21 protein-coding genes are annotated in these 18,734 nt (G+C 71.9%); 7 read left to right on the forward strand and 14 right to left on the reverse strand.

Annotation, left to right across the window (positions count from 1 at the left end; all coding sequences use genetic code 11):
- The first annotated feature begins 29 nt into the window (after positions 1–29).
- On the forward strand, positions 30–1,031 hold the full coding sequence (locus ABT158_RS16970; RefSeq protein ID WP_352354141.1) for a hypothetical protein: 1,002 nt from the start codon (positions 30–32) through the stop codon (positions 1,029–1,031).
- Positions 1,032–1,103: 72 nt separating this feature from the next.
- Here the strand turns inward: ABT158_RS16970 and ABT158_RS16975 are convergent, their stop codons facing one another.
- Both ABT158_RS16975 and ABT158_RS16980 read right to left on the reverse strand, forming a co-directional pair.
- Positions 1,104–1,361, reverse strand: coding sequence for a TFIIB-type zinc ribbon-containing protein (locus ABT158_RS16975; RefSeq protein ID WP_352331027.1), 258 nt, complete (start codon positions 1,359–1,361; stop codon positions 1,104–1,106).
- Positions 1,362–1,420: 59 nt separating this feature from the next.
- Complete coding sequence (locus ABT158_RS16980) at positions 1,421–2,275, reverse strand: phosphotransferase (protein WP_352354143.1); 855 nt, start codon at positions 2,273–2,275, stop codon at positions 1,421–1,423.
- 40 nt (positions 2,276–2,315) lie between these two features.
- On the opposite strand from ABT158_RS16980, the gene ABT158_RS16985 reads away from it, so the two are divergent.
- Complete coding sequence (locus ABT158_RS16985) at positions 2,316–2,630, forward strand: hypothetical protein (protein ID WP_352354145.1); 315 nt, start codon at positions 2,316–2,318, stop codon at positions 2,628–2,630.
- A gap of 63 nt (positions 2,631–2,693) precedes the next feature.
- On the opposite strand, the gene ABT158_RS16990 is transcribed toward ABT158_RS16985, so the two are convergent.
- Positions 2,694–2,933, reverse strand: coding sequence for a hypothetical protein (locus ABT158_RS16990; protein ID WP_352354147.1), 240 nt, complete (start codon positions 2,931–2,933; stop codon positions 2,694–2,696).
- Between the two features lie 148 nt (positions 2,934–3,081).
- Between ABT158_RS16990 and ABT158_RS16995 the strand changes: the two genes are divergently transcribed.
- Positions 3,082–3,978 (forward strand): TIGR03619 family F420-dependent LLM class oxidoreductase, encoded by an 897-nt coding sequence (locus ABT158_RS16995; RefSeq protein ID WP_352354149.1) that lies wholly within the window; start codon positions 3,082–3,084, stop codon positions 3,976–3,978.
- On the opposite strand, the gene ABT158_RS17000 is transcribed toward ABT158_RS16995, so the two are convergent.
- The 3 genes from ABT158_RS17000 to murQ are packed head-to-tail and all read right to left on the reverse strand — an operon-like array spanning position 3,975 to position 6,407.
- Entirely contained in the window at positions 3,975–4,352 is a 378-nt protein-coding gene (locus ABT158_RS17000) for a VOC family protein (RefSeq protein WP_352354151.1), read from the reverse strand. The genes ABT158_RS16995 and ABT158_RS17000 overlap by 4 nt on opposite strands.
- Before the next feature lie 4 nt (positions 4,353–4,356).
- A complete protein-coding gene (locus ABT158_RS17005) occupies positions 4,357–5,451 on the reverse strand; it encodes a serine hydrolase domain-containing protein (protein ID WP_352354153.1) in 1,095 nt (364 codons plus the stop codon).
- Between the two features lie 56 nt (positions 5,452–5,507).
- Positions 5,508–6,407: an N-acetylmuramic acid 6-phosphate etherase gene (murQ, locus tag ABT158_RS17010; protein WP_352354155.1), complete on the reverse strand. Its 900-nt coding sequence runs from the start codon at positions 6,405–6,407 to the stop codon at positions 5,508–5,510.
- Between the two features lie 57 nt (positions 6,408–6,464).
- Here murQ and ABT158_RS17015 point away from each other — a divergent pair, with 57 nt between their 5' ends.
- On the forward strand, positions 6,465–7,577 hold the full coding sequence (locus ABT158_RS17015) for an exo-beta-N-acetylmuramidase NamZ family protein (RefSeq protein ID WP_352354157.1): 1,113 nt from the start codon (positions 6,465–6,467) through the stop codon (positions 7,575–7,577).
- A 2-nt stretch (positions 7,578–7,579) separates the two neighbouring features.
- Here the strand turns inward: ABT158_RS17015 and ABT158_RS17020 are convergent, their stop codons facing one another.
- The 8 genes from ABT158_RS17020 to ABT158_RS17055 all read right to left on the reverse strand — a co-directional run bounded on the left by ABT158_RS17020 (position 7,580) and on the right by ABT158_RS17055 (position 16,505).
- Positions 7,580–8,434, reverse strand: coding sequence for a GNAT family N-acetyltransferase (locus tag ABT158_RS17020; RefSeq protein ID WP_352354159.1), 855 nt, complete (start codon positions 8,432–8,434; stop codon positions 7,580–7,582).
- The gene (locus ABT158_RS17025) at positions 8,434–9,444 is read right to left on the reverse strand and encodes an ABC transporter ATP-binding protein (RefSeq protein WP_352354161.1); all 1,011 of its coding nucleotides are present in this window, start codon (positions 9,442–9,444) and stop codon (positions 8,434–8,436) included. The genes ABT158_RS17020 and ABT158_RS17025 overlap by 1 nt, the downstream gene beginning before the upstream one ends.
- Positions 9,441–10,427: an ABC transporter ATP-binding protein gene (locus ABT158_RS17030; protein ID WP_352354163.1), complete on the reverse strand. Its 987-nt coding sequence runs from the start codon at positions 10,425–10,427 to the stop codon at positions 9,441–9,443. Before ABT158_RS17030 ends, ABT158_RS17025 begins: the two co-directional genes overlap by 4 nt.
- A 3-nt stretch (positions 10,428–10,430) precedes the next feature.
- Positions 10,431–11,336: an ABC transporter permease gene (locus ABT158_RS17035; protein ID WP_352354165.1), complete on the reverse strand. Its 906-nt coding sequence runs from the start codon at positions 11,334–11,336 to the stop codon at positions 10,431–10,433.
- Entirely contained in the window at positions 11,333–12,340 is a 1,008-nt protein-coding gene (locus ABT158_RS17040) for an ABC transporter permease (protein ID WP_352354167.1), read from the reverse strand. The genes ABT158_RS17035 and ABT158_RS17040 overlap by 4 nt, the downstream gene beginning before the upstream one ends.
- A 3-nt stretch (positions 12,341–12,343) precedes the next feature.
- A complete protein-coding gene (locus ABT158_RS17045; RefSeq protein ID WP_352354169.1) occupies positions 12,344–14,176 on the reverse strand; it encodes an ABC transporter substrate-binding protein in 1,833 nt (610 codons plus the stop codon).
- A gap of 170 nt (positions 14,177–14,346) precedes the next feature.
- Positions 14,347–15,312 carry a zinc-dependent alcohol dehydrogenase family protein gene (locus ABT158_RS17050; protein WP_352354171.1) on the reverse strand — a complete coding sequence of 322 codons (966 nt, stop codon included), beginning with the start codon at positions 15,310–15,312 and terminating at the stop codon, positions 14,347–14,349.
- Positions 15,312–16,505, reverse strand: a complete 1,194-nt coding sequence (locus ABT158_RS17055) for a M20 metallopeptidase family protein (RefSeq protein WP_352354173.1) — start codon at positions 16,503–16,505, stop codon at positions 15,312–15,314. Before ABT158_RS17055 ends, ABT158_RS17050 begins: the two co-directional genes overlap by 1 nt.
- Positions 16,506–16,605: 100 nt before the next feature.
- On the opposite strand from ABT158_RS17055, the gene ABT158_RS17060 reads away from it, so the two are divergent.
- The 3 genes from ABT158_RS17060 to ABT158_RS17070 all read left to right on the forward strand — a co-directional run bounded on the left by ABT158_RS17060 (position 16,606) and on the right by ABT158_RS17070 (position 18,701).
- Positions 16,606–17,346 (forward strand): HAD-IIA family hydrolase, encoded by a 741-nt coding sequence (locus tag ABT158_RS17060; RefSeq protein ID WP_352354271.1) that lies wholly within the window; start codon positions 16,606–16,608, stop codon positions 17,344–17,346.
- A gap of 163 nt (positions 17,347–17,509) precedes the next feature.
- Complete coding sequence (locus ABT158_RS17065; protein WP_352354175.1) at positions 17,510–17,692, forward strand: hypothetical protein; 183 nt, start codon at positions 17,510–17,512, stop codon at positions 17,690–17,692.
- Positions 17,693–17,777: 85 nt separating this feature from the next.
- A complete protein-coding gene (locus tag ABT158_RS17070) occupies positions 17,778–18,701 on the forward strand; it encodes an acyl-ACP desaturase (RefSeq protein WP_352354177.1) in 924 nt (307 codons plus the stop codon).
- Positions 18,702–18,734 lie beyond the last annotated feature (33 nt).

Consider the following 18,734-nt stretch of genomic DNA (forward strand, 5'->3'; position numbering starts at 1 on the left):
TGGGGATCAACCGGGCAATAGTGGGGCAGGTGGCTTCACCCCGGTTGATCTCCTGCGTTCTCGCCCTGGCGACGGTGACGCTCGCCGCCTGCTCCGCTCCGCCACCGCTGACCGGCGGTGAGCCGAAGGTCAGCGGCGTGGCGGACGGCAAGGGCGGAGCCTTCAGCGGCGATCCCAGCAGCGATCCCGGTGGCGACCCCTCGTCGGGATCCAGCCCCGCCGTCAGCGCCCTGACGCCGGAGGCGTACAAGGGCGAGCTCGACAGCAGGCACAAGGCGATGACCGGCGCGATCAGCGGGCTGGCCGGCGCGCGCGGGGTCCAGGCGCTCAACCAGCGCGTGGACAAGGCCGAGCAGGCGCTGAGCGGCGCCGCCGACGCCCTGTCCGCGATCGCCCCGCCCGCCGAGATCCGCGCCCAGCACGACGCGTACGTCACCAGCCTGCGCGACTTCGCCACCGAGCTCGGCTCCACGGCGGGCAAGGTCGGCAGCCGCGAGCTGTGCACCCCCTCGGCCGTGCTGAGCGACCTGAACACCAAGCTCACCGCCCTGAACAAGGCGGGCGAGGCGCTGCAGAGCGCCGGCGACTACCCGGCCGACGTCGTCACCGTCAAGGCCGGCGGCAAGCAGAACAGGCGGCTGAAGAACGGCGCGTTCATCCGCCGGACCTCCCTCGGCGGACGCAGCTCCCTGGAGGTCGACAACGGCGGCACCCGCGACGCCGTCGTCACGGCGGTCAGGGGCGGCGGCAAGACGTTCAGCGTGTACGTGCGCAAGAAGGCCAAGTTCAAGGTCAGGGGCGTGCCCGACGGCACGTACAAGATCTACTTCACCCACGGCGTGGACTGGGACGCCAAGAGCCGGTCCTTCAGCCGCCAGTGCAGCTTCGAGCGGTTCCAGAAGTCGGTGAAGTTCAAGACCACGGTCACCGCCACCCAGATCCTCTGGCACGACTGGCGGGTCACCCTGCACGCCATCTCCGGCGGCAACGCCCGTACCGCGCCCGTCAACCCCGACGACTTCCCGAGCTGACCATCCGGAGCCGGGCCCGCACACGCGAAAGGGCCGCGCGAACGCGCGGCCCTGTTCCGGCTGCCGGGACGATCAGGTCGAGAACAGCATGCCCACCCAGCTGCGCTGGCGGTGGTGGCCGTAGTGGTGACCGCCGTGGTGGGGAGCGCCCCAGGCCGGCCCGGGGGCGGGGGGCGGCGGCGGAGCGGCGTGGTACTGCGACTCCATGCGGGTCAGGGTCTCCAGCTCGCCATAGTCGAGGAAGATCCCACGGCAGTTGTCGCACTGCTCGATGTGGACGCCATTGCGCTCATATGTCCGCATGTTGCCGCGGCACTTCGGGCACTGCATCTAAGTCGCTCTCCTTGGATCCGGGGTCTCAGGCTGAAACCTACCGCGTGCGGCCCCCGTCACGCTCGGACGATTCTGCTGCACGATTCGATTAACGCGTTCTCCACCTCGTCGAGTTCCCGGTTCTCACGCTCGGCGTTGAGCACGGCCACCGCGGCCAGTTGCACGGTGAGCGCCCGGGCCGGCAGGTCGAGCCGCTGCCAGGGGTCGTCGCCCTGGCCGAGCGCGGGGCCGCCCGAGGCCAGGTAGGCGCCGAGGAACCGCTCCCAGACGGCCGGCTCCAGCAGGCCCGCCGCGTACCAGGCGGCCGGTCGCGCCAGGTCCCAGGCCGGGTCGCCGACGCCCAGGTCGTCGACGTCGATGAGCAGCCAGCGGTCGCGGCAGACGAGCTGGCCCAGGTGCCAGTCGCCATGGGTGAGCAGGCCCGGCACCGGGGCGGGCTCGGGCAGCTCCTTGAACGCGTGCCTGACGAGCTGCTCGACCGGGCCGTCGCCGCTCATCCTGGACACCGCGCGGGCGGCCCGCGCCGGGCCTCCGGCGGGCGGCATCGGCGGCACCACCGTCAGGGGGACGGCGTGCAGCCGGGCCAGCAGCCGCGCGCCCTCCTCCCAGGGGGCGGACCCGGGATCGTCGTGGGGGACCGGGCGGCCGGCCGGCCAGACGCTGACCGCGCGGCCCGCCGCCGTCAGCACCTCGGCCTCCAGCGGGGCCAGCAGCACGCCGTTGACGGCGGCCGCGGCGGCGGCCCTGAGGCGGGCGCGCAGTGGCTCCACCTCGTCGCGGGCGGAGTGCGCCTTGACCACCACCTCGCCCATCCGTAACACGACCACGTCGGTGCGTGTCTGGTGCCGCACGGGTTCGCCCGTGCCGCCGTACGCCGCGGCGATGCCCGCCAGCTCCTCCTCTAGACCCACTCGTACAGAGTATTGGGCAGTGTTGGGGGTAAATGCCGTCGTGATGGCGGAAGCGAGGGAGTGGGCGGCGCTGGCGCGCGAGTGGCTGAGGGCGAGCTCGCCGCGGGCCGCCCAGGCGCTGCGCGAGCATGATCAGGAGGCCGCCCGGCGCCGCCGGGAGCGGCGTCCGGCGGCGCGCCGGGGGAGGCCCGTGGACCAGGAGGCCGCCCGGGAGCCGGCGCGGTGGTCGGTCGAGCCCGAGGCGGCGGACGGTCCGGGCCAGGAGGAGATCGAGCGGGCGCGGGCGGCGCTGGCGCGGGCGGCCTCGCTGGAGCGGGCGCGGGCCAGGGCGCGGCGGGAGCGGGGACACGGGTGACGGATGGAGCCACCCGAGCCCTCGCGAAGGGCCGCCGTCAGGCGCTCCCGAGCCTGACCGCGGCTACTTCCTGAGCCAGAGCATGTAGTACGGGCTGTCCCAGCGGCAGTCGTACTCCTTGTACCCCTTCGTGACGAGCAGGGTGGTGCCCGCCGACACGCAGTTCTGCAGCGTGCGGTACGCCTGGTACGGGGTCCAGCTCGTGGCCGAAGCGCCGGCCGGAGCGGCGACGGAGAGGGTGCCGACGGCGAGGGCCCCGGCCATGGCCAGTGCCACGCCGAGCCGTGCGGACTTCTGTCGCATGCAACGTCCTTCCTCGTGGGCGGCGCGGGCGCGCCGTGTCGATCATCCCCACGCTAGCGCTTCTTGATCAAAAAAGATGCCCCTTTTGTCGATCTTGTACCTTTCGTGTGGTGGGAGATCACGTATCCGGGTCGGTCAGACTGGGAACATGAGAATCGGTTTCGCCGTACCCCAGTCAGGGCCCTGGGCCACCCCGGAGAACATGCGCCGCATCGCCGCGCGGGCCGAGGAGCTGGGCTACCACGAGCTCTGGACGTTCCAGCGGCTGCTGTACCCCGTCGGGCATCCCATGGGGCCGACCTACCGCAGTGTCCACGACCCCCTCGTCACGCTGGCGCACCTGTCCGGCGTCACCGGGACGATCCGGCTGGGCGTGGCCGTGATCAACGCGTACGTGCAGCCGGTCGTGCTGGCCAAGCAGCTCGCCACCCTGCAGACCCTCTCCGGCGGCCGGATCAGCGCCGGCATCGGGCTCGGCTGGGTGCCGGAGGAGTTCGAGGCCGCGGGCGTCGGCATGGAGCGCCGCGGACGCCGGGGCGAGGAGTTCGTCGAGCTGCTGCGCAAGGCGTGGACGGACGACGTCGTCGAGCACGACGGCGAGTTCTACCGGGTGCCGGCCGCCCACATGGACCCCAAGCCGGCGCCGGGGCCGCCGCAGATCCTGCTGGGCGGCACCGCCGAGGTCGCGCTGCGCCGGGCCGGCCGGCTGGCCGACGGCTGGATCAGCTCCAGCAGGGAGGACCTGTCAGCGGTCGCGGGCCGGATCGTACTGATCAAGGAGGCGATCACCGGCGCCGGACGCGACGCGGCCTCCTTCCGCTACGTGTGCCGCGGCGTCACGCAGGTGCGGCCCGCCGGCGCCGAGGACGCCCGCCGCCCGCTGACCGGCACGTACGAGCAGATCAGGCAGGACGTCGCCGCCCTGGCCGCCGAGGGCGTCACGGACGTCTTCCACGACCTCAACTTCGACAAGGAGATCGTCACCGCCGACGCCGGGGAGGCGATGCGCCGGGCCGAGGAGGCCCTGGAGGCGCTGGCGCCCTAACCGCCGTAGGGGACCGTGATGATCTCCAGGTTGTGCCCGTCGGGGCCCGTCCAGTAGAGCCCGCGGCCGCCGTCATGGGTGTTGATCACGCCGGGCCTGGTGTGCCCCGGATCGGCCCAGAACGGCAGGCCGCGGCTCCTGATCCGCTCCCAGATCCGGTCGAACTCCTCCTCGCCGACGAGGAAGGCGTAGTGCTGCGGGGTCACCTCGCCGTCGGCCTGCATCACGTCGAGCGAGACGTCGTTGGCCAGCGTCACGACCCGGAACGGGCCGTAGACCGGCGCGGGCTCCAGGCCGAGGACGTCGACCAGGAAGGCGGCCGTGGCGTCCCGGTCGGTGGCGGCGACGATGGTGTGGTTCAGCTGCACGGGCATGCGTTCACGCTACGTGCCGCAGCGCCTCGGCGGCCACCGCGCACCGCAGCTCGCGCATCCCCGGCCGCCCGCGCACCGGATGGACGGCGTTGGTCAGCAGCACCACGGTCAGCCCGCGCGCCGGATCGACCACCAGCGACGTCCCGGTGAACCCGGAGTGGCCGTAGGCGCCGCTCAGCGGGCCCACGATGCCGGGGTCGCCGATCCGCACGCCGAGCCCGTGCCGGAACGCGGCCCCCTCCGCCCCCTGGTCGCGGGTCATCTCCGCCACGCTCGACGGGCTCAGCATCGCGCCCCCGCCCAGCCGCAGCGCCTCCCCGAAGGCCAGCAGGTCGTCCGCCGGGGCGAACAGGCCCGCGTGCCCGGCCACCCCGCCCAGGGCGTGGGCCGTCTCGTCGTGCACCTCGCCGCGCACGCAGCCGGGGCCGGGGCGTTCGGGCTTGAACTCGGTCGCGGCGACGCGCTCGGCCGGCCCGCCGCCGCCGACCGGGCGGTAGCCGGTGCAGGAAAGGCCGAGCACGTCCGTGATCCGGGCCCGGACCAGGACGTCGAGCGGGGCGGACGCGGCCAGCTCGGCGATCCGGCCGGCCATCACCATGCCGACGTCGCTGTAGAGGTAGGGGCCGCCGACCGGTCCGGTGACCGGCGTGGTGAGCATCGCGGCCATGCGCTCGTCCGGCCCGGCCTGCGGAAGCTCCAGGTCGATCCGGCGGGTCGGCGTCAGGCCCGCCGTGTGGGTGAGCAGGCGGCGCAGCGTGATCCGCGGGTCGGTCCCGGGGATCCACGACCGGACCGGCTCGTCCAGGTCCAGCAGGCCCTCCTCGGTGAGCGAGAGCACCACCGCGGTGGTGCACAGCTTGCTGACCGAGGCCAGGTCGAACACCGAGTCCCGGCGCGCGGGGGGCCGATCGGCGGCGAGCGTCCCGGGGGCCCCCGGGACGGCGTCCGATCCGGTGGTCGGCTCGGCGTCGGCGTACCTGACCAGCTCGCCCACCGCCGCGGCGGCGGTCACCGTGCCGTGCGCGGCGATCAGCGCGACCGCCGCCGGGCACACCTCGGGCACCGCGGCGGCCAGCAGGCGCTCCAGCCGGTCCGTCATCCCCGTTCCCCCCTCGTCGGTCCCCGATGGTGCCCCGGTGCGTCCCGCCCGGTGCGTCAGCCGCTGAGCGCGTCGCTGAGCCGCTCTCCGTGCGACTCCAGCAGCGCGCGGGCCGCGTCGGCGTCCAGGCCGTGCTGGATCATCACCACGGCCGTCTTCGCCTGGCCGCCGGCCGCCTCCAGCGCCGCGCCCGCCGTCGCGGCGTCGGCCCCGGTGATCTCGCGCACCATGCGCAGCGCGCGGGAGGCGAGCTTGCTGTTCATGGCCGACATCTCGATCATCTTGTTCCCGTAGGTCCGGCCCAGCCGGACCATGGAGATCGTCGAGATCATGTTGAGCACGAGCTTCTGCGCCGTGCCCGCCTTCAGCCTGGTCGAGCCCGCCACCACCTCGGGCCCCACCACGACCTCGATCCCGTGCTCGGCGGCGGCCGACAGCGGCGCGCCCGTGTTGCACGACAGCGCCGCGGTCAGCGCCCCCCGGCCGGCGGCCTCGGCCAGCGCGCCCAGCACGAACGGGGCCCGCCCGCTGGCCGACACGCCCACCACCGAGTCGAGCGCGCCCACCTCCAGGTCCTTCATGGCCGCCGCGCCCGCCTCGGCGTCGTCCTCCGCGCCCTCGATGGACCGGGTCAGCGCCTCCGGCCCGCCCGCGATGACGCCCTGCACCAGCGAGGGGTCGGTGCCGAACGTCGGAGGGCACTCGCTGGCGTCGAGCACGGCCAGCCGTCCCGAGGTGCCGGCGCCGACGTACAGCAGCCTGCCTCCCTCGGCCATCCGGGCGGCGATCGCGTCGATGGCCGCCGAGATCGCCGGGACGGCCGCGGCCACGGCCACGGGCACCTCGGCGTCGGCCTGGTTCATCAGTCGGGCGATCTGCTCCGTCGGCAGCCGGTCGATCTGGCTGTAGCGGGGATCGCTCTGCTCGGTGGACAGCTCGGGCAGCGGATCAATCATGACGCTAATTTCCACCCTTTACTTCTCAGTTGTAAATATCTTTCAGAGAATGGATCCATGTCACACGTACGCACCGGAGCCGAACGGCTGGCCGCGGACCCCGCGCTGGCCGGCGGCGCCCGTCTCGGCCTGATCACCAATCCCACCGGCGTCCTGCCCGACCTGACCCCCACGACCGACGCCCTGCTGGCCGCCGGGCTGCCCCTGACCGCGCTGTTCGGCCCCGAGCACGGCCTGCGCGGCACGGCCCAGGCGGGATCGAGCGAGCACGACGCGGTGGACCCCGCGACGGGACTGCCGGTCCACGACACCCACGAGCTGTCGGGCGACGACCTTGACCGCGTGGTCGCCGCCTCCGGCGTGGACACGCTGGTCTTCGACATCGCCGACGTGGGCGCCCGTTTCTACACCTTCGTATGGACCATGTACGACCTGCTGGCCTCGGCCGCGCGGCTGGGCCTGCGGTTCGTGGTGCTGGACCGGCCCAACCCCCTGGGCGGGACCGTCGAGGAGGGCCCCCTGCTGGACCCGGCGTTCGCCAGCTTCGTGGGCCGCTTCCCGCTGCCCGTGCGCCACGGCAGGACCGCGGGGGAGCTGGCGGCGCTGTTCGGCTTCGACGCCGACCTGCGGGTGGTCACGATGGAGGGCTGGCGGCGGGACATGAGCTGGGCGGAGACCGGCCTGCCCTGGGTGATGCCCTCGGTCAACATGCCGACCCCCGACACCGCGCTGGTCTACCCGGGCACCGGGCTGTTCGAGGGCACCAACTTCTCCGAGGGGCGCGGCACCACCCGGCCGTTCGAGCTGGTCGGGGCGCCGTACGCGGACGAGCGCTACGCGGCCGCCCTGAACGGGCTGGAGCTGCCGGGGGTGCGGTTCAGGGACACCTGGTTCACGCCGACGTTCCACAAGCACGCGGGCGTCCCCGTCCGCGGGGTGCAGCTGCACGTGCACGACCCGCGGGCCTTCCGGCCGGTGCTGACCGGGTTGTCGATGCTGCACACGGCCCGCGTCCTCTACCCGGACGACCTGGTCTGGAAGGGCGAGGACCTGTTCCTCGACCTGCTCTGGGGCTCCGACGCGCTCACGCGCTGCCTGGAGGCCGGGGACGACCCGCGCGAGCTGTGCCCGCCGCCCGGCCGTCCCGAAGGACATCTGCTCTACAGCTGACATCAGGCCAGATCGCGCCGGTAGAGCCAGAAGACGCGTTCGGCTCGCGCGCCCACGGCGCGCGAGTAGAACCGCAACGGCCCCACCCATCCGATCTCGGCCCTCTCCTGACCGGCGGCCCGCTGCTCGGCCAGGCAGCGGCGCAGCAGCACCCCGCCGAGGCCGAGCCCGCGGGCGTCCGCAGCGGTGCCCATCGGGCCGAACCAGGCCGGCCGCGCCCCCCAGGCGGCGAAGGCCAGGACGCGCCCGTCGCGCTCGGCGTAGTGCAGGCCGGTCGCGTTGGCCGCCTCCCAGGCCCACCGCTCGTTCCAGTGCTCCTCGACGAACGCGGCCACGGCCGACCGGTCGGCGCCCGCCGCCCGCACCGTGACCCCCGCCCGCTCCAGCCGCGCCAGGTCGTCCTCGACGGACAGGTCGGCCCGCAGGTCGGCGGTCATGTTCCAGGCGACGTGGTAGCGCTCGTAGCCCAGGCTCTCGGCCAGGCAGGCGGCGGCGGTGTACCGCACGTCGATGCCGGGCCAGGCGTAGCAGGGCGGGTTCCCGGCGAAGCGCGCCTGCCGCACGCCGTGCCCCCGCAGCCACTCCTCGGCCGCCCCCACCAGCGCCCGCCCGTGCCCGCGGCCCTGGACCGAGGGGTGCACGGCCAGCAGGTCCAGGTGCCCGACCTCGGGGTCCTTCGACGAGACCGACGTCATCACCACCCCGCCGTCGGTCGCCAGGGCCGTCCAGCGGCGCTCGGCGGGCGGCTCGGCCAGGCGCCGGACCAGGTCGGGGGCCTCGGGCGCGTCCAGCGTCAGCGCGGCGGCGGCCACCCGGGCGGCCTCGGCCAGGTCCGCGGCGCGGACGGTGGGCGACATCACACCTCGCTCATCGGGCGCGCGATCACGTCGCGCCGCTCGGGGTAGAAGCACGCGTGCTGCTGCGGCACGCCCTCGGTGATCTGCAGCAGCGGCCGCTCGCCCGCGCACCGCTCGCCCTGGAAGGGGCAGCGGCGGGCGAACAGGCAGCCCTCGTCGGCCTTGCTCTCGTCCAGCGACTCCAGGGGCGTCACCGGCTGCGCGCCGGGCTCCTCCAGGCCGTGCAGCACGGGGATGGCCGACAGCAGCGACTGCGTGTACGGGTGCACCGGATCGGCGATGACCGTGTCCACCGGCCCGCGCTCGACGACCTGGCCGCGGTAGATGACGTAGAGCTCGCCGTCGTCGCCGATGTAGCGGGCGGTGGCCACGTCGTGGGTGATGAACAGCACGCTCACGCCCAGCCGCTCGCGCAGGTCCTTCAGCAGCGCGAGGATGCCCAGCCGGAGCGAGACGTCGATCATCGAGACGGCCTCGTCGGCGACCAGCATCTCCGGGTCGACGGTCAGCGCGCGGGCGATGACCACCCGCTGCCGCATGCCGCCCGAGAGCTGGTGGGGGTAGCGCCCCAGCACCGAGCCCGGGTCGAGGCCCACCATCGACAGCACCTCGGCGGCCCGCTCCTCGATCCACTCCTTCGACCGGCCGGTCTGCCCGGCCCGCAGGCTGAGCGGCGCGTACAGCGTCTGGTGGATGGTCCGGGTCGGGTTGAGCGCCGAGTACGGGTCCTGGTGGATCATCTGGATCTTGCGGAAGTACGGCTGGCGCCTCTTCTGCTTGAGCCCCGACATGGACACGTCGCCGATGACGATCTCGCCCTCGTCGTAGGTCTCCAGCCCGGCGATGATCCGGCCCAGCGTGGTCTTGCCGCAGCCGGACTCGCCGATGAAGGAGGCCGCGCCGCCCTTGGGGATGGAGAAGTCCACCCCGCGCAGCGCCCGCACCTCCCGCCCGGCCAGCACGTTGCCGCGCTGCTTGTACGTCTTGACGATGCCGGTCCCGGTGATCACGCGTGCTCCTTCACGGTCACGGCGTGGCAGGCCACGATCCTCGATCCATGCGCCACGGCCAGCGGGTCTACGGTGTCGCAGACGTCCATGCGCAGCGCGCAGCGCTCCCTGAACACGCAGCCCTCCTTCGGCACCGTGGCCAGCGTCGGCGGCCGGCCGGGCAGCGCCTGGGCCTCGGCGATGTCGCCCACGAGCCGGGGGATGGCTTTGATCAGGCCCCGGGTGTAGGGGTGGCTGGGGGAGCCGAGCACGTCGCGGGTGGGGCCCTGCTCGACCAGGCGGCCGCCGTACATGACGACCAGGCGGTCGGCGACCTCGGCCACGACGCCGATGTCGTGCGTGATGACCAGCGTGGTCAGGCCGCGCTCGGCGTGCACCTCGCGGACGATCTTCAGGATGTTCGCCTGAGTGATCATGTCCAGGGCGGTCGTCGGCTCGTCGAGCACCACCAGGTGGGCGTTGAGCACCAGCGCCAGCATGATGCCGACCCGCTGGCGCATGCCGCCGGACAGCTCGTGCTGGTGCGAGTCGAGCACGCGCGCGCCGTCCAGGCCCATCCGGCCGAGCAGCTCCTTGGCCTCGCGGACCAGGCCGCGCAGGTCCTCCACGCCGTGCGAGCGGCCCAGGTCGAGGAGCTGCTTGCCGACCGTCTTGAGCGGGTTGAGCGAGTTCTGGGCGGCCTGGAAGACGTACCCGATGTGCCGGCCGCGGGCCTTGCGCAGCTCTTCGCCGGCGAAACCGGTCACGTCGCCGAGACCGTCGATCTCGACGCTGCCGGCGGCGATCCTGCCCGGCGGCTGCACCGCGTTGAGCAGCGACAGCGCCAGCGTGGACTTGCCCGAGCCGGACTCGCCGACGATGCCGGTGATCGTGCCGGGCTCCAGCGTCAGCGTGACGTCCCGGACGGCGGGCAGTTCGCCCGCGGGGGTCTTGTAGACGACCGTCAGGCCGTCGATGCGCACTCCCGGCGCTTGTTCGGCCACTTGCTACTCCTCGCGCAGCCGGGGGTTGAAGATCTCGTCCATGGCGTCCACCACGAGCACGATGCCGAGCGTGAGCAGCAGGATCGCCAGCAGCGGCGCCAGCAGGTAGCCCAGCGCGTTCGGCGTGATCATCGCGCCCGCCTGGAACACGGCGAGGTTGAGCATCACACCCCAGTTGTCCGACTCGTACGGCAGCACGCCCAGGAAGAACAGGCCCACCTGCGAGTAGACCGCGCCGGTGACCGCGATGAGCATGTTCATCGCGATGTAGGGCGCCATGCTCGGCAGCAGCTCCCTGCCGATGATGTGCGTGGTGGACAGCCCGAGCCCGCGGGCGGCCTCGATGAACCCGCGCTCGCGCAGCGACAGCGTCTGCGCGCGCACCGCCCGCGCCACGCCGCCCCAGCCGAGCAGGCCGAGCACCAGGCCCATCTGGATGGGGTTGCCGAACTTCCACACGGTCGCCAGCACCAGCAGCAGCGGCAGGCCGGGGATGGTGAGCTTCATGTCGGTCAGCCGCATGAGCACGGTGTCCCAGCGGCCCCGCCTGAAGCCGGAGAACAGGCCGATCGCGGTGCCGGCGACGACCGTGATGATCGCGGTGACCAGGGCGGTGAGCAGGACGTAACGCGAGCCCTTGATGACCAGCGCGATCACGTCCCGGCCCTGCGGGTCGGTGCCGAACCAGTGGTCCCAGCTCGGCGGCTGGGTGATCGCGCTCGCGTTGGTCGGCAGGTGCTCGGGCAGCAGCATCGGCCCGATCACCGCCATGACGATGAAACCGGCGATGATGACGACCCCGGCCATGCGGCTGGGCTTGCGCTTCATCACCCGCCAGACGCCGTGCCAGAAGTTGCGGCGCATGGCCGAGGCGGCCGGCGCGGCCTCCGGGATGAGCGTGGCGCTCACGAGCCCTCCTCTCCGCTGCGCACCCGCGGGTCGATGACCGTGTAGAACAGGTCCGCGACGATGTTGGCGATGATCGTGCCGACCGTGATCAGCAGGAACGCCCCGCCCATCAGGCCGTAGTCGCGGTCCTGGACGCCGCTGATCAGCAGCCAGCCGAGCCCCGGGTAGTTGAAGATCTTCTCGATGAAGACCGCGCCGCCCAGCAGCAGGCCCAGCGACAGGGCGAGCATGGTGAACAGCGGCAGGATCGCGTTGCGCGCGATGTAGCGGAACACGATCGAGCGCTTCATGCCGCGCAGCTCGGCGGCCAGGATGAAGTCGTCGCCCAGCACGGTGACCACGCTCGACTTCATCGCCAGGATCCAGCCGCCGTAGGCCGACAGCGCGTACGTGGCCACCGGCAGCACCGCGTGCTCGACCAGCGAGCCGATGTAGCCGGCGTTGAAGCCGGGCTCGAACAGGATGTCCACCGAGCCGTCGGCCGGCAGGATCGGGAGCAGCGTCGCGAAGATCACCACGAGCAGCATCGCCAGCACGTACTGCGGGATGCCGTGCAGCAGCGAGCCGGAGATGGCCAGGGCGTCGCCCAGCTTGCCGGTGCGCTTGATGGCGGCGTACACGCCGAGCAGGATCCCGACGAAGAAGCTCAGCAGCGTGCCGGCAAGCACCGGTAGAACGGTCCACTTGGCCGCGTCGGTGAGCACGTCGACCACGGAGGTGCCGGGCCGGCTGACCGACATGCCGAGGTCGAGGTGGAGCAGTCCGGTCATGTAGTCGGTGTACTGCTGCCACAGCGTGCCGTCGGGCAGGAAGCCGTACAGGACCTTGACGGCCTGCGCGGCGGCCTCGGGCGACATGCCCTGCTCGACCAGCTTCTCGTAGCGGGCGGCCATCGGGTCGCCGGGGATGTTGTTGATGATGAAGAAGCTGATCGTCGCGACTACGAGGATCATGACGAACCCGCGGGCCAGGTGGCCCGCGAGTCGTCGTGCGATGAGCGCCATGAACTACGACTTCGCCTTGATCATGCCGAGCTGGATCCAGACGCCCGAGGGCAGGACGCCGGCGCCCATGCGCAGGATCTCGTCGTCGTGCGGCCAGCCGGTGAAGCGGCTGTTGTTGACGAACTGGGTGTTGACGTAGTCCCAGAGCTGGATGACCGGGAGGTCCTGGTTGGCGGCCTTGGCGAGCTGGGCCATGATCGGCTTGGCCTGCTCCTCGGTGGCCGAGTTCAGCTTGCCGGTCAGCTCACCGGGGTTGATCTTGGCGCCGTCGACCTCGATCTCCTCGGGGCCGCCCATCCAGTTGCCGGCCTTGCCGGGCTCGGAGTGCTTGACCTTGCCCGCGACGTTCGTCCAGCCGTTGGAGGCGCCGTACAGGCGCTGGTAGATGTCGTACGGCGCGGGGCCGAGCGCCATCAGCCAGAAGCCCACGTCGTACTTGCCGGCCGCCAGCTCCTCCAGGTAGAGGGGGTAGTCGTTGGCCGTGACGACCTCGGCGTCGACGCCGGCCTTGACGAGCTGGCTCTTGATGTTCTCCTGGGCCGACAGCCAGTCGGAGAAGCCGGCGGGCGCGTGCATGGAGACCTTCCACGCCGAGCCGTCGGCCAGCGTCCACTTGCCGTCCTTCTTGGTGAGGCCGGCCTCCTTGAACTCGGCCTCGGCCTTGGCCACGTCGGGCGCGTACGGCTCCAGCTTGGGCAGCTCGTCGGGGATCCACGCCTGCGCGGCCTTCTGGTGGATGCCGCTGGTGGTGACCGCCGCCGTGCCGCCCTCGGGCGAGGCGACCTTGGTGACCTCCTCGCGGTTGATCAGGTAGGCCAGGCCGCGCCGCACGTGCACGTTGTCGTACGGCTTCTTGGACTGGTTGAAGGCCATGCTCACCGCGACCGGCGAGTAGCCCTTGATGACCTCGTTGCCGGCGGCCGCCTTGATCCGGTTCATCACGTCGGACGGGGCGGCGGTGAAGCCGGCGTGGTCGAGCTTGCCCGCGGTGAGGTAGTTCCAGATCTGCTCGTTGCCGGTGTAGTTGAGGAACTTCACCTGCGCCGGCGCCACGTTCGCGGCGTTGTAGAAGTACTTGTTCTTGACCAGCAGCGCCTCGGACGGGTTCACCCGCTCCAGCACGAACGGGCCGGCCGAGGTGTCCTTCGGCGGGGCGAAGGTGAGCACCTTCTCGCCCAGGCCGGTGATGGTCTCGCGGGCCTTGTCGGCCTCGGCGCCCTCGCCCCTGGAGGCCTTGAGCTGGTCCCAGAAGTCCGCGGGGAGCACGCTGCTCCACACGTGGGAGGGCAGGACGAACGTGTCGAGCACGCCGCGGGCGAACTTGGGGCTCGGGTTCGCCATGTCCTGGGTGATCTTGAGGGTGTGGTCGTCGACCACGGTCACGTCCGCCGCCGCGCCCGCGGCGCCCGGCGTGATGGAGAACGCCGTGCTGCCCTGGGTGTAGGCGATGCCGATGGACATCTTGACGTCCTCGGCGGTGACCGGCTTGCCGTCGGACCACTTGGCGTTCGGCTGGAGCTTGAGGGTGATCGCCGAGTTGTCCGGCGCGATCTCCCAGCTCGCCGCGATGCCGGGGAGGGCCTGGTTGGGGTCGGTCAGGTGGTTCTTGACCCAGCCCAGCTTCATCGCCGTGTAGCCGGGGAAGGAGTTGCCCTTCGGGTTGTACGGGTTGGCCGGGGCCGTGGCCTCCAGGCCGGGCCTGTTCACGTCGATCGTGGTGAAGAGCCCGCCACCACCACCGCTCGAGCCGCCGGACTTGTTGTTAGTACCACCGCTGCACGCCGCTGTGGCGGTGGCGAGGCCCAGCAACGCCACTACCGCTGCCAGTCGCTTCATCTGCCGCTCCGGGGGATGTCGGACCTGTTGAGGATCTGTAGGGAATTGACCGGACCCTACGGTCGCCAGCAGGCAGCGTCAATAATCTCCAGATGTTGTGAGTGTAATGTAACTTTCCTTCATAGAGGTCCGCCGTGGCGCCAATCTCCATCGTGCGACGGAGCGGGGCTTCAGTCCACGACCAGCACGGCGGCGCCGCTGACGCGGTCGGCGGCCAGATCCGCCAGCGCCCGGCCGGCCTCCGCCAGCGGGTAGAGCGTGGTCGCCACCCGCGGCGGATGGGCCAGCGCCAGCTCCAGATAGGCCCGGCCGTCGGCCCTGGTGTTGGCGGTCACGCTGCGCAGCGTGCGCTCCTGGAACAGGTGCCGCTCGTAGTTCAGCGCGGGCACGTCGGTCAGGTGGATGCCGGCGATCGCCAGCGTCCCGCCGCGGTCGAGCGCCTCCAGCGCGGGCGGCACCAGGTCGCCGACCGGCGCGAACAGGATCGCCGCGTCCAGCGGCTCGGGCGGCCGGTCGCCCGCCGAGGCCGCGCCCAGCTCCAGCGCCAGCTCCCTGGAGGCGTCCGACCTGGTCACGGCGTGCACCGTGGCGCCCTGCGCGATGGCCGCCTGCGCGGTGAGATGGGCCGAGGAGCCGAAGCCGTAGATGCCGAGCCTGCCGCCCGGCGGCAGGTCGCAGCGGGCCAGCGCCCGGTAGCCGATGATGCCCGCGCACAGCAGCGGCGCCAGCCGCTCGGCCGGCACGTCGTCCGGCAGGGGATAGACGTAGCCGGCGGGGGCCACGACGTACTCGGCGTAGCCGCCGTCGGCGTCCCAGCCGGTGTAGGCCGAGTCCGGGCAGAGGTTCTCCGTGCCGCGCCGGCAGTAGCGGCACCGGCCGCACGTCGAGCGCAGCCAGGCCACCCCCACCCGCTCGCCGGAGCCCTCGACCCGGCCCACCACCTGGTGCCCGGGGGTGGTCCGCGGCCGCCGCGGCGCGAGGTCGCCCTCGGCCAGGTGCAGGTCGGTCCGGCACACGCCGCACGCCTCGACCCGGACCAGCACCTCGCCGGGGCCGGGCTCGGGGACGTCCCGCTCGGCCCGCACGAGCGGGCCGGTCGCCATCGGCCCCGGCCGGTCCACCACCCAGGCGCGCATCACGACCTCGACAGGCGCTCGTAGGCCAGCGAGGCGTACAGCGCGGCGCCGTCGGACAGCACGGAGTCGTCGAAGACGGCGTCCGGCGAGTGGTTGTAGGGCGCCGTGGCCGGGTCGCGGTCGGGCGGGCAGGCCCCCAGGAAGACGAACGCGCCCGGCACCTCCTCCAGCACGTACGAGAAGTCCTCCGAACCCATGACCGGCTGCGGCGCCACGAAGTAGCGGCCCGGCCCGAACAGCTCGTCGGCGGTCGCCGAGACGAACCCGGCCTCGCCCTGGTCGTTGACCGTCACCGGGTACCCCATGCCGAACGACGCCTCGACCGTGAGCCCGTGCGCGGCCGCGATGCCCTCGACCACCTCCACCAGGCGCCGCTTGACCAGCCTCCGGTGCTCCTTGCTGAACGTGCGCACGGTCGCCTCGAAGCGCGCCTCGTCGGGGATCACGTTGTCGGCCGAGCCGCCGTGGAAGGTGCCCACGGTGATCACCACGGGGTCGAACACGTCGAACGTGCGGGTCACCATCGTCTGCAACGCCGTCACCATCTCGCAGCCGGCCGCGATCGGGTCCTTGGCGCGGTGGGGGCTCGACCCGTGCCCGCCGGTGCCCTTCACGGTCACGCAGAACACGTCGGCCGCGGCCATCATCGGGCCGCCCCGCGAGGCGAACAGCCCCGGCGGCAGCATGGCCGACACCACGTGCATCCCGTACGCCGCCACCGGCCGGGCGCCGGCCGCGTCGAGCACGCCCTCGCCGATCATGTGCTTGGCGCCGTCGTGCCCCTCCTCGCCCGGCTGGAACATGAAGATCACGTCGCCGGCGACGTCCGCGCGCCGCGCGCTGAGCAGCCGGGCCGCGCCGACCAGCATGGCGGTGTGCAGGTCGTGGCCGCAGGCGTGCATCTGGCCGGCGTTCTGCGAGATGTAGGGCAGGTCGTTGCGCTCGGTCACCGGCAGGGCGTCCATGTCGCCGCGCAGCAGCACCGCGGGGCCAGGCCGGCCGCCGCGCAGCACCGCGGTGACCGAGCTGAGCGTCTTGCCGGTGGTGATCTCCAGGGGGAGCCCGTCGAGCGCGGCCAGCACCTTCTCCTGCGTCCTCGGCAGTTGCAGGCCGAGCTCGGGGGTGGTGTGCAGGGAGCGGCGGAGCTGGACGAGCTCGTCCCGCATGTCCAGGGCGGATTCAGTGAACGACATGATGAACATTGTTCACGTGTGCGGCGAGAAGTCGACAAGGCACGCTCGATACCATGAACGGGTGACTCAGCGTAAGCGGATCGACTCCTGGTTGTCCGACATGGACGGCGTCCTCGTCCACGAGGGGCGGCCGATCCCCGGTGCGGACGAATTCATCAAACGGCTCAAGGAGTCCGACAAGAAGTTCCGGGTCCTGACCAACAACTCCATCTACACCCAGCGCGACCTGTCCGTGCGCCTGGCCGGCGCCGGCCTCGACGTGCCCGCAGAGTCCATCTGGACCTCCGCCCTGGCCACCGCCCAGTTCCTCGACGACCAGCGCCCCGGCGGCTCGGCGTACGTGATCGGCGAGGCTGGCCTGACCACGGCCCTGCACGAGGTCGGCTACATCCTGACCGACCTCGACCCCGACTACGTCGTGCTCGGCGAGACCCGCACCTACAGCTTCACCCAGATCACCCGCGCGATCCGGCTCATCGAGGCCGGCGCCCGCTTCATCGCCACCAACCCCGACCCGATCGGCCCCTCCACCGAGGGCTCGCTGCCGGCCTGCGGCGCGGTGGCCGCGATGATCACCAAGGCCACCGGCGTCGAGCCGTACTTCGTGGGCAAGCCCAACCCCCGCATGATGCGCAGCGCGCTCAACGCCATCGAGGGCCACAGCGAGACCACCGCCATGATCGGCGACCGCATGGACACCGACATCGTCTCCGGCATGGAGGCGGGCCTGTTCACGATCCTGGTGCTGACCGGCGTCACCCAGCGCGACCAGATCGACCGCTTCCCCTACCGTCCCTCGCTGGTCGTCGACTCGGTCGCCGACCTCGTCGACCTGATCTGAGCGCGGCGGCCCGCCCGGGATGACAAGTCTTCTTCCGGGGCGCGAAGGATCGTGGCCCGGGAGAAGAAAACCACTCCCGGCGGCCGTCGTCCGGCGGCGCGGCGCGCGTCCGGCTGCGATCCTTGGTGGCGGAAGGTGACTTACCGAATGCGAGGAGGCGTCCGTGTGGCGTGAGGAGCCGGGGGAGCAGGGCCCGGAGGCGGAGCTGGCGACGCTGCGCGTCGAGGTGACCGAGGAGCTGCGGTTCGTCAGGACGGCGATGGCCGAGGAGTTCAACTCGCTGCGCTCGGAGATCCTCGACCTCAACATCAAACTGGACCGGCTGCTGCAACACGTCGGCATTTAGGACAACGAGGTCGACACCGCATCACATGGCCTTCGGGTAGCCTAACCTACGGTCCCGTAACCTGAAGGAGAAGATCTTTATGGCGATGTCTCAGACGGAACTGCTGCACGAGCTCGAACCCGTCGTGGGCGTGGAGCTCGATCGCCACAACGCGACGGCCAAGGAGTGGTTCCCGCACGAGTACATCCCGTGGAGCGAAGGGCGTGACTTCGACGGCATCTACGGCGGCCAGGCGTGGCAGGAGGGCGACTCGAAGATCCCCGAGGCCGCCCGCATCTCGCTGATCGTCAACCTGCTCACCGAGGACAACCTGCCCAGCTACCACCACGAGATCGCCACCACGTTCGGCCGTGACGGCGCGTGGGGCACGTGGGTCCACCGCTGGACCGCCGAGGAGGACCGCCACGGCACCGCCCTGCGCGACTACCTCACCGTCACCCGCGCGGTCGACCCGGTCGCGCTGGAGCGGGCCCGCATGCACCACATGGAGCAGGGCTTCGTCAGCGAGTACAACACCATGCTCCAGCAGCTCGCCTACGTCTCCTTCCAGGAGCTGGCCACCCGCATCTCCCACCGCAACACCGGCAGGGCCTCCGGCGACGAGGGCTGCGAGCGCCTGCTCGCCCGCATCGCCGCCGACGAGAACCTGCACATGCTCTTCTACCGCAACCTGCTCAAGGCGGCCTTCGAGCTCGACCCCAACCAGACCATGCGCGCGGTGACCGACGTCGTCACCACCTTCCAGATGCCCGGCACGGGCATGGAGGGCTTCGCCCGCAAGGCCATGATCATCGCCCACGAGGGCATCTACGACCTGCGCCTGCACCTCGACGACGTGCTCATGCCGGTGCTGCGCCAGTGGGCGGTCTTCGACAAGACCGGGCTCGACGCCGAGGGCGAGCAGGCCCGCGAGGAGCTGTCGGCGTTCCTGGCCAAGACCGAGGTCACGGCCGCCCGGTTCGTCGAGCGCCGCGACGAGCGCCGCGCCCGCGCCGCCGCCAGGGGCTGACGCCGGGCTGCCGCAGGGCCGCCGCAGGGCCGC

The organism is Nonomuraea sp. NPDC001636 (assembly GCF_040298265.1).
In the GTDB taxonomy this organism is placed as follows: domain Bacteria; phylum Actinomycetota; class Actinomycetes; order Streptosporangiales; family Streptosporangiaceae; genus Nonomuraea.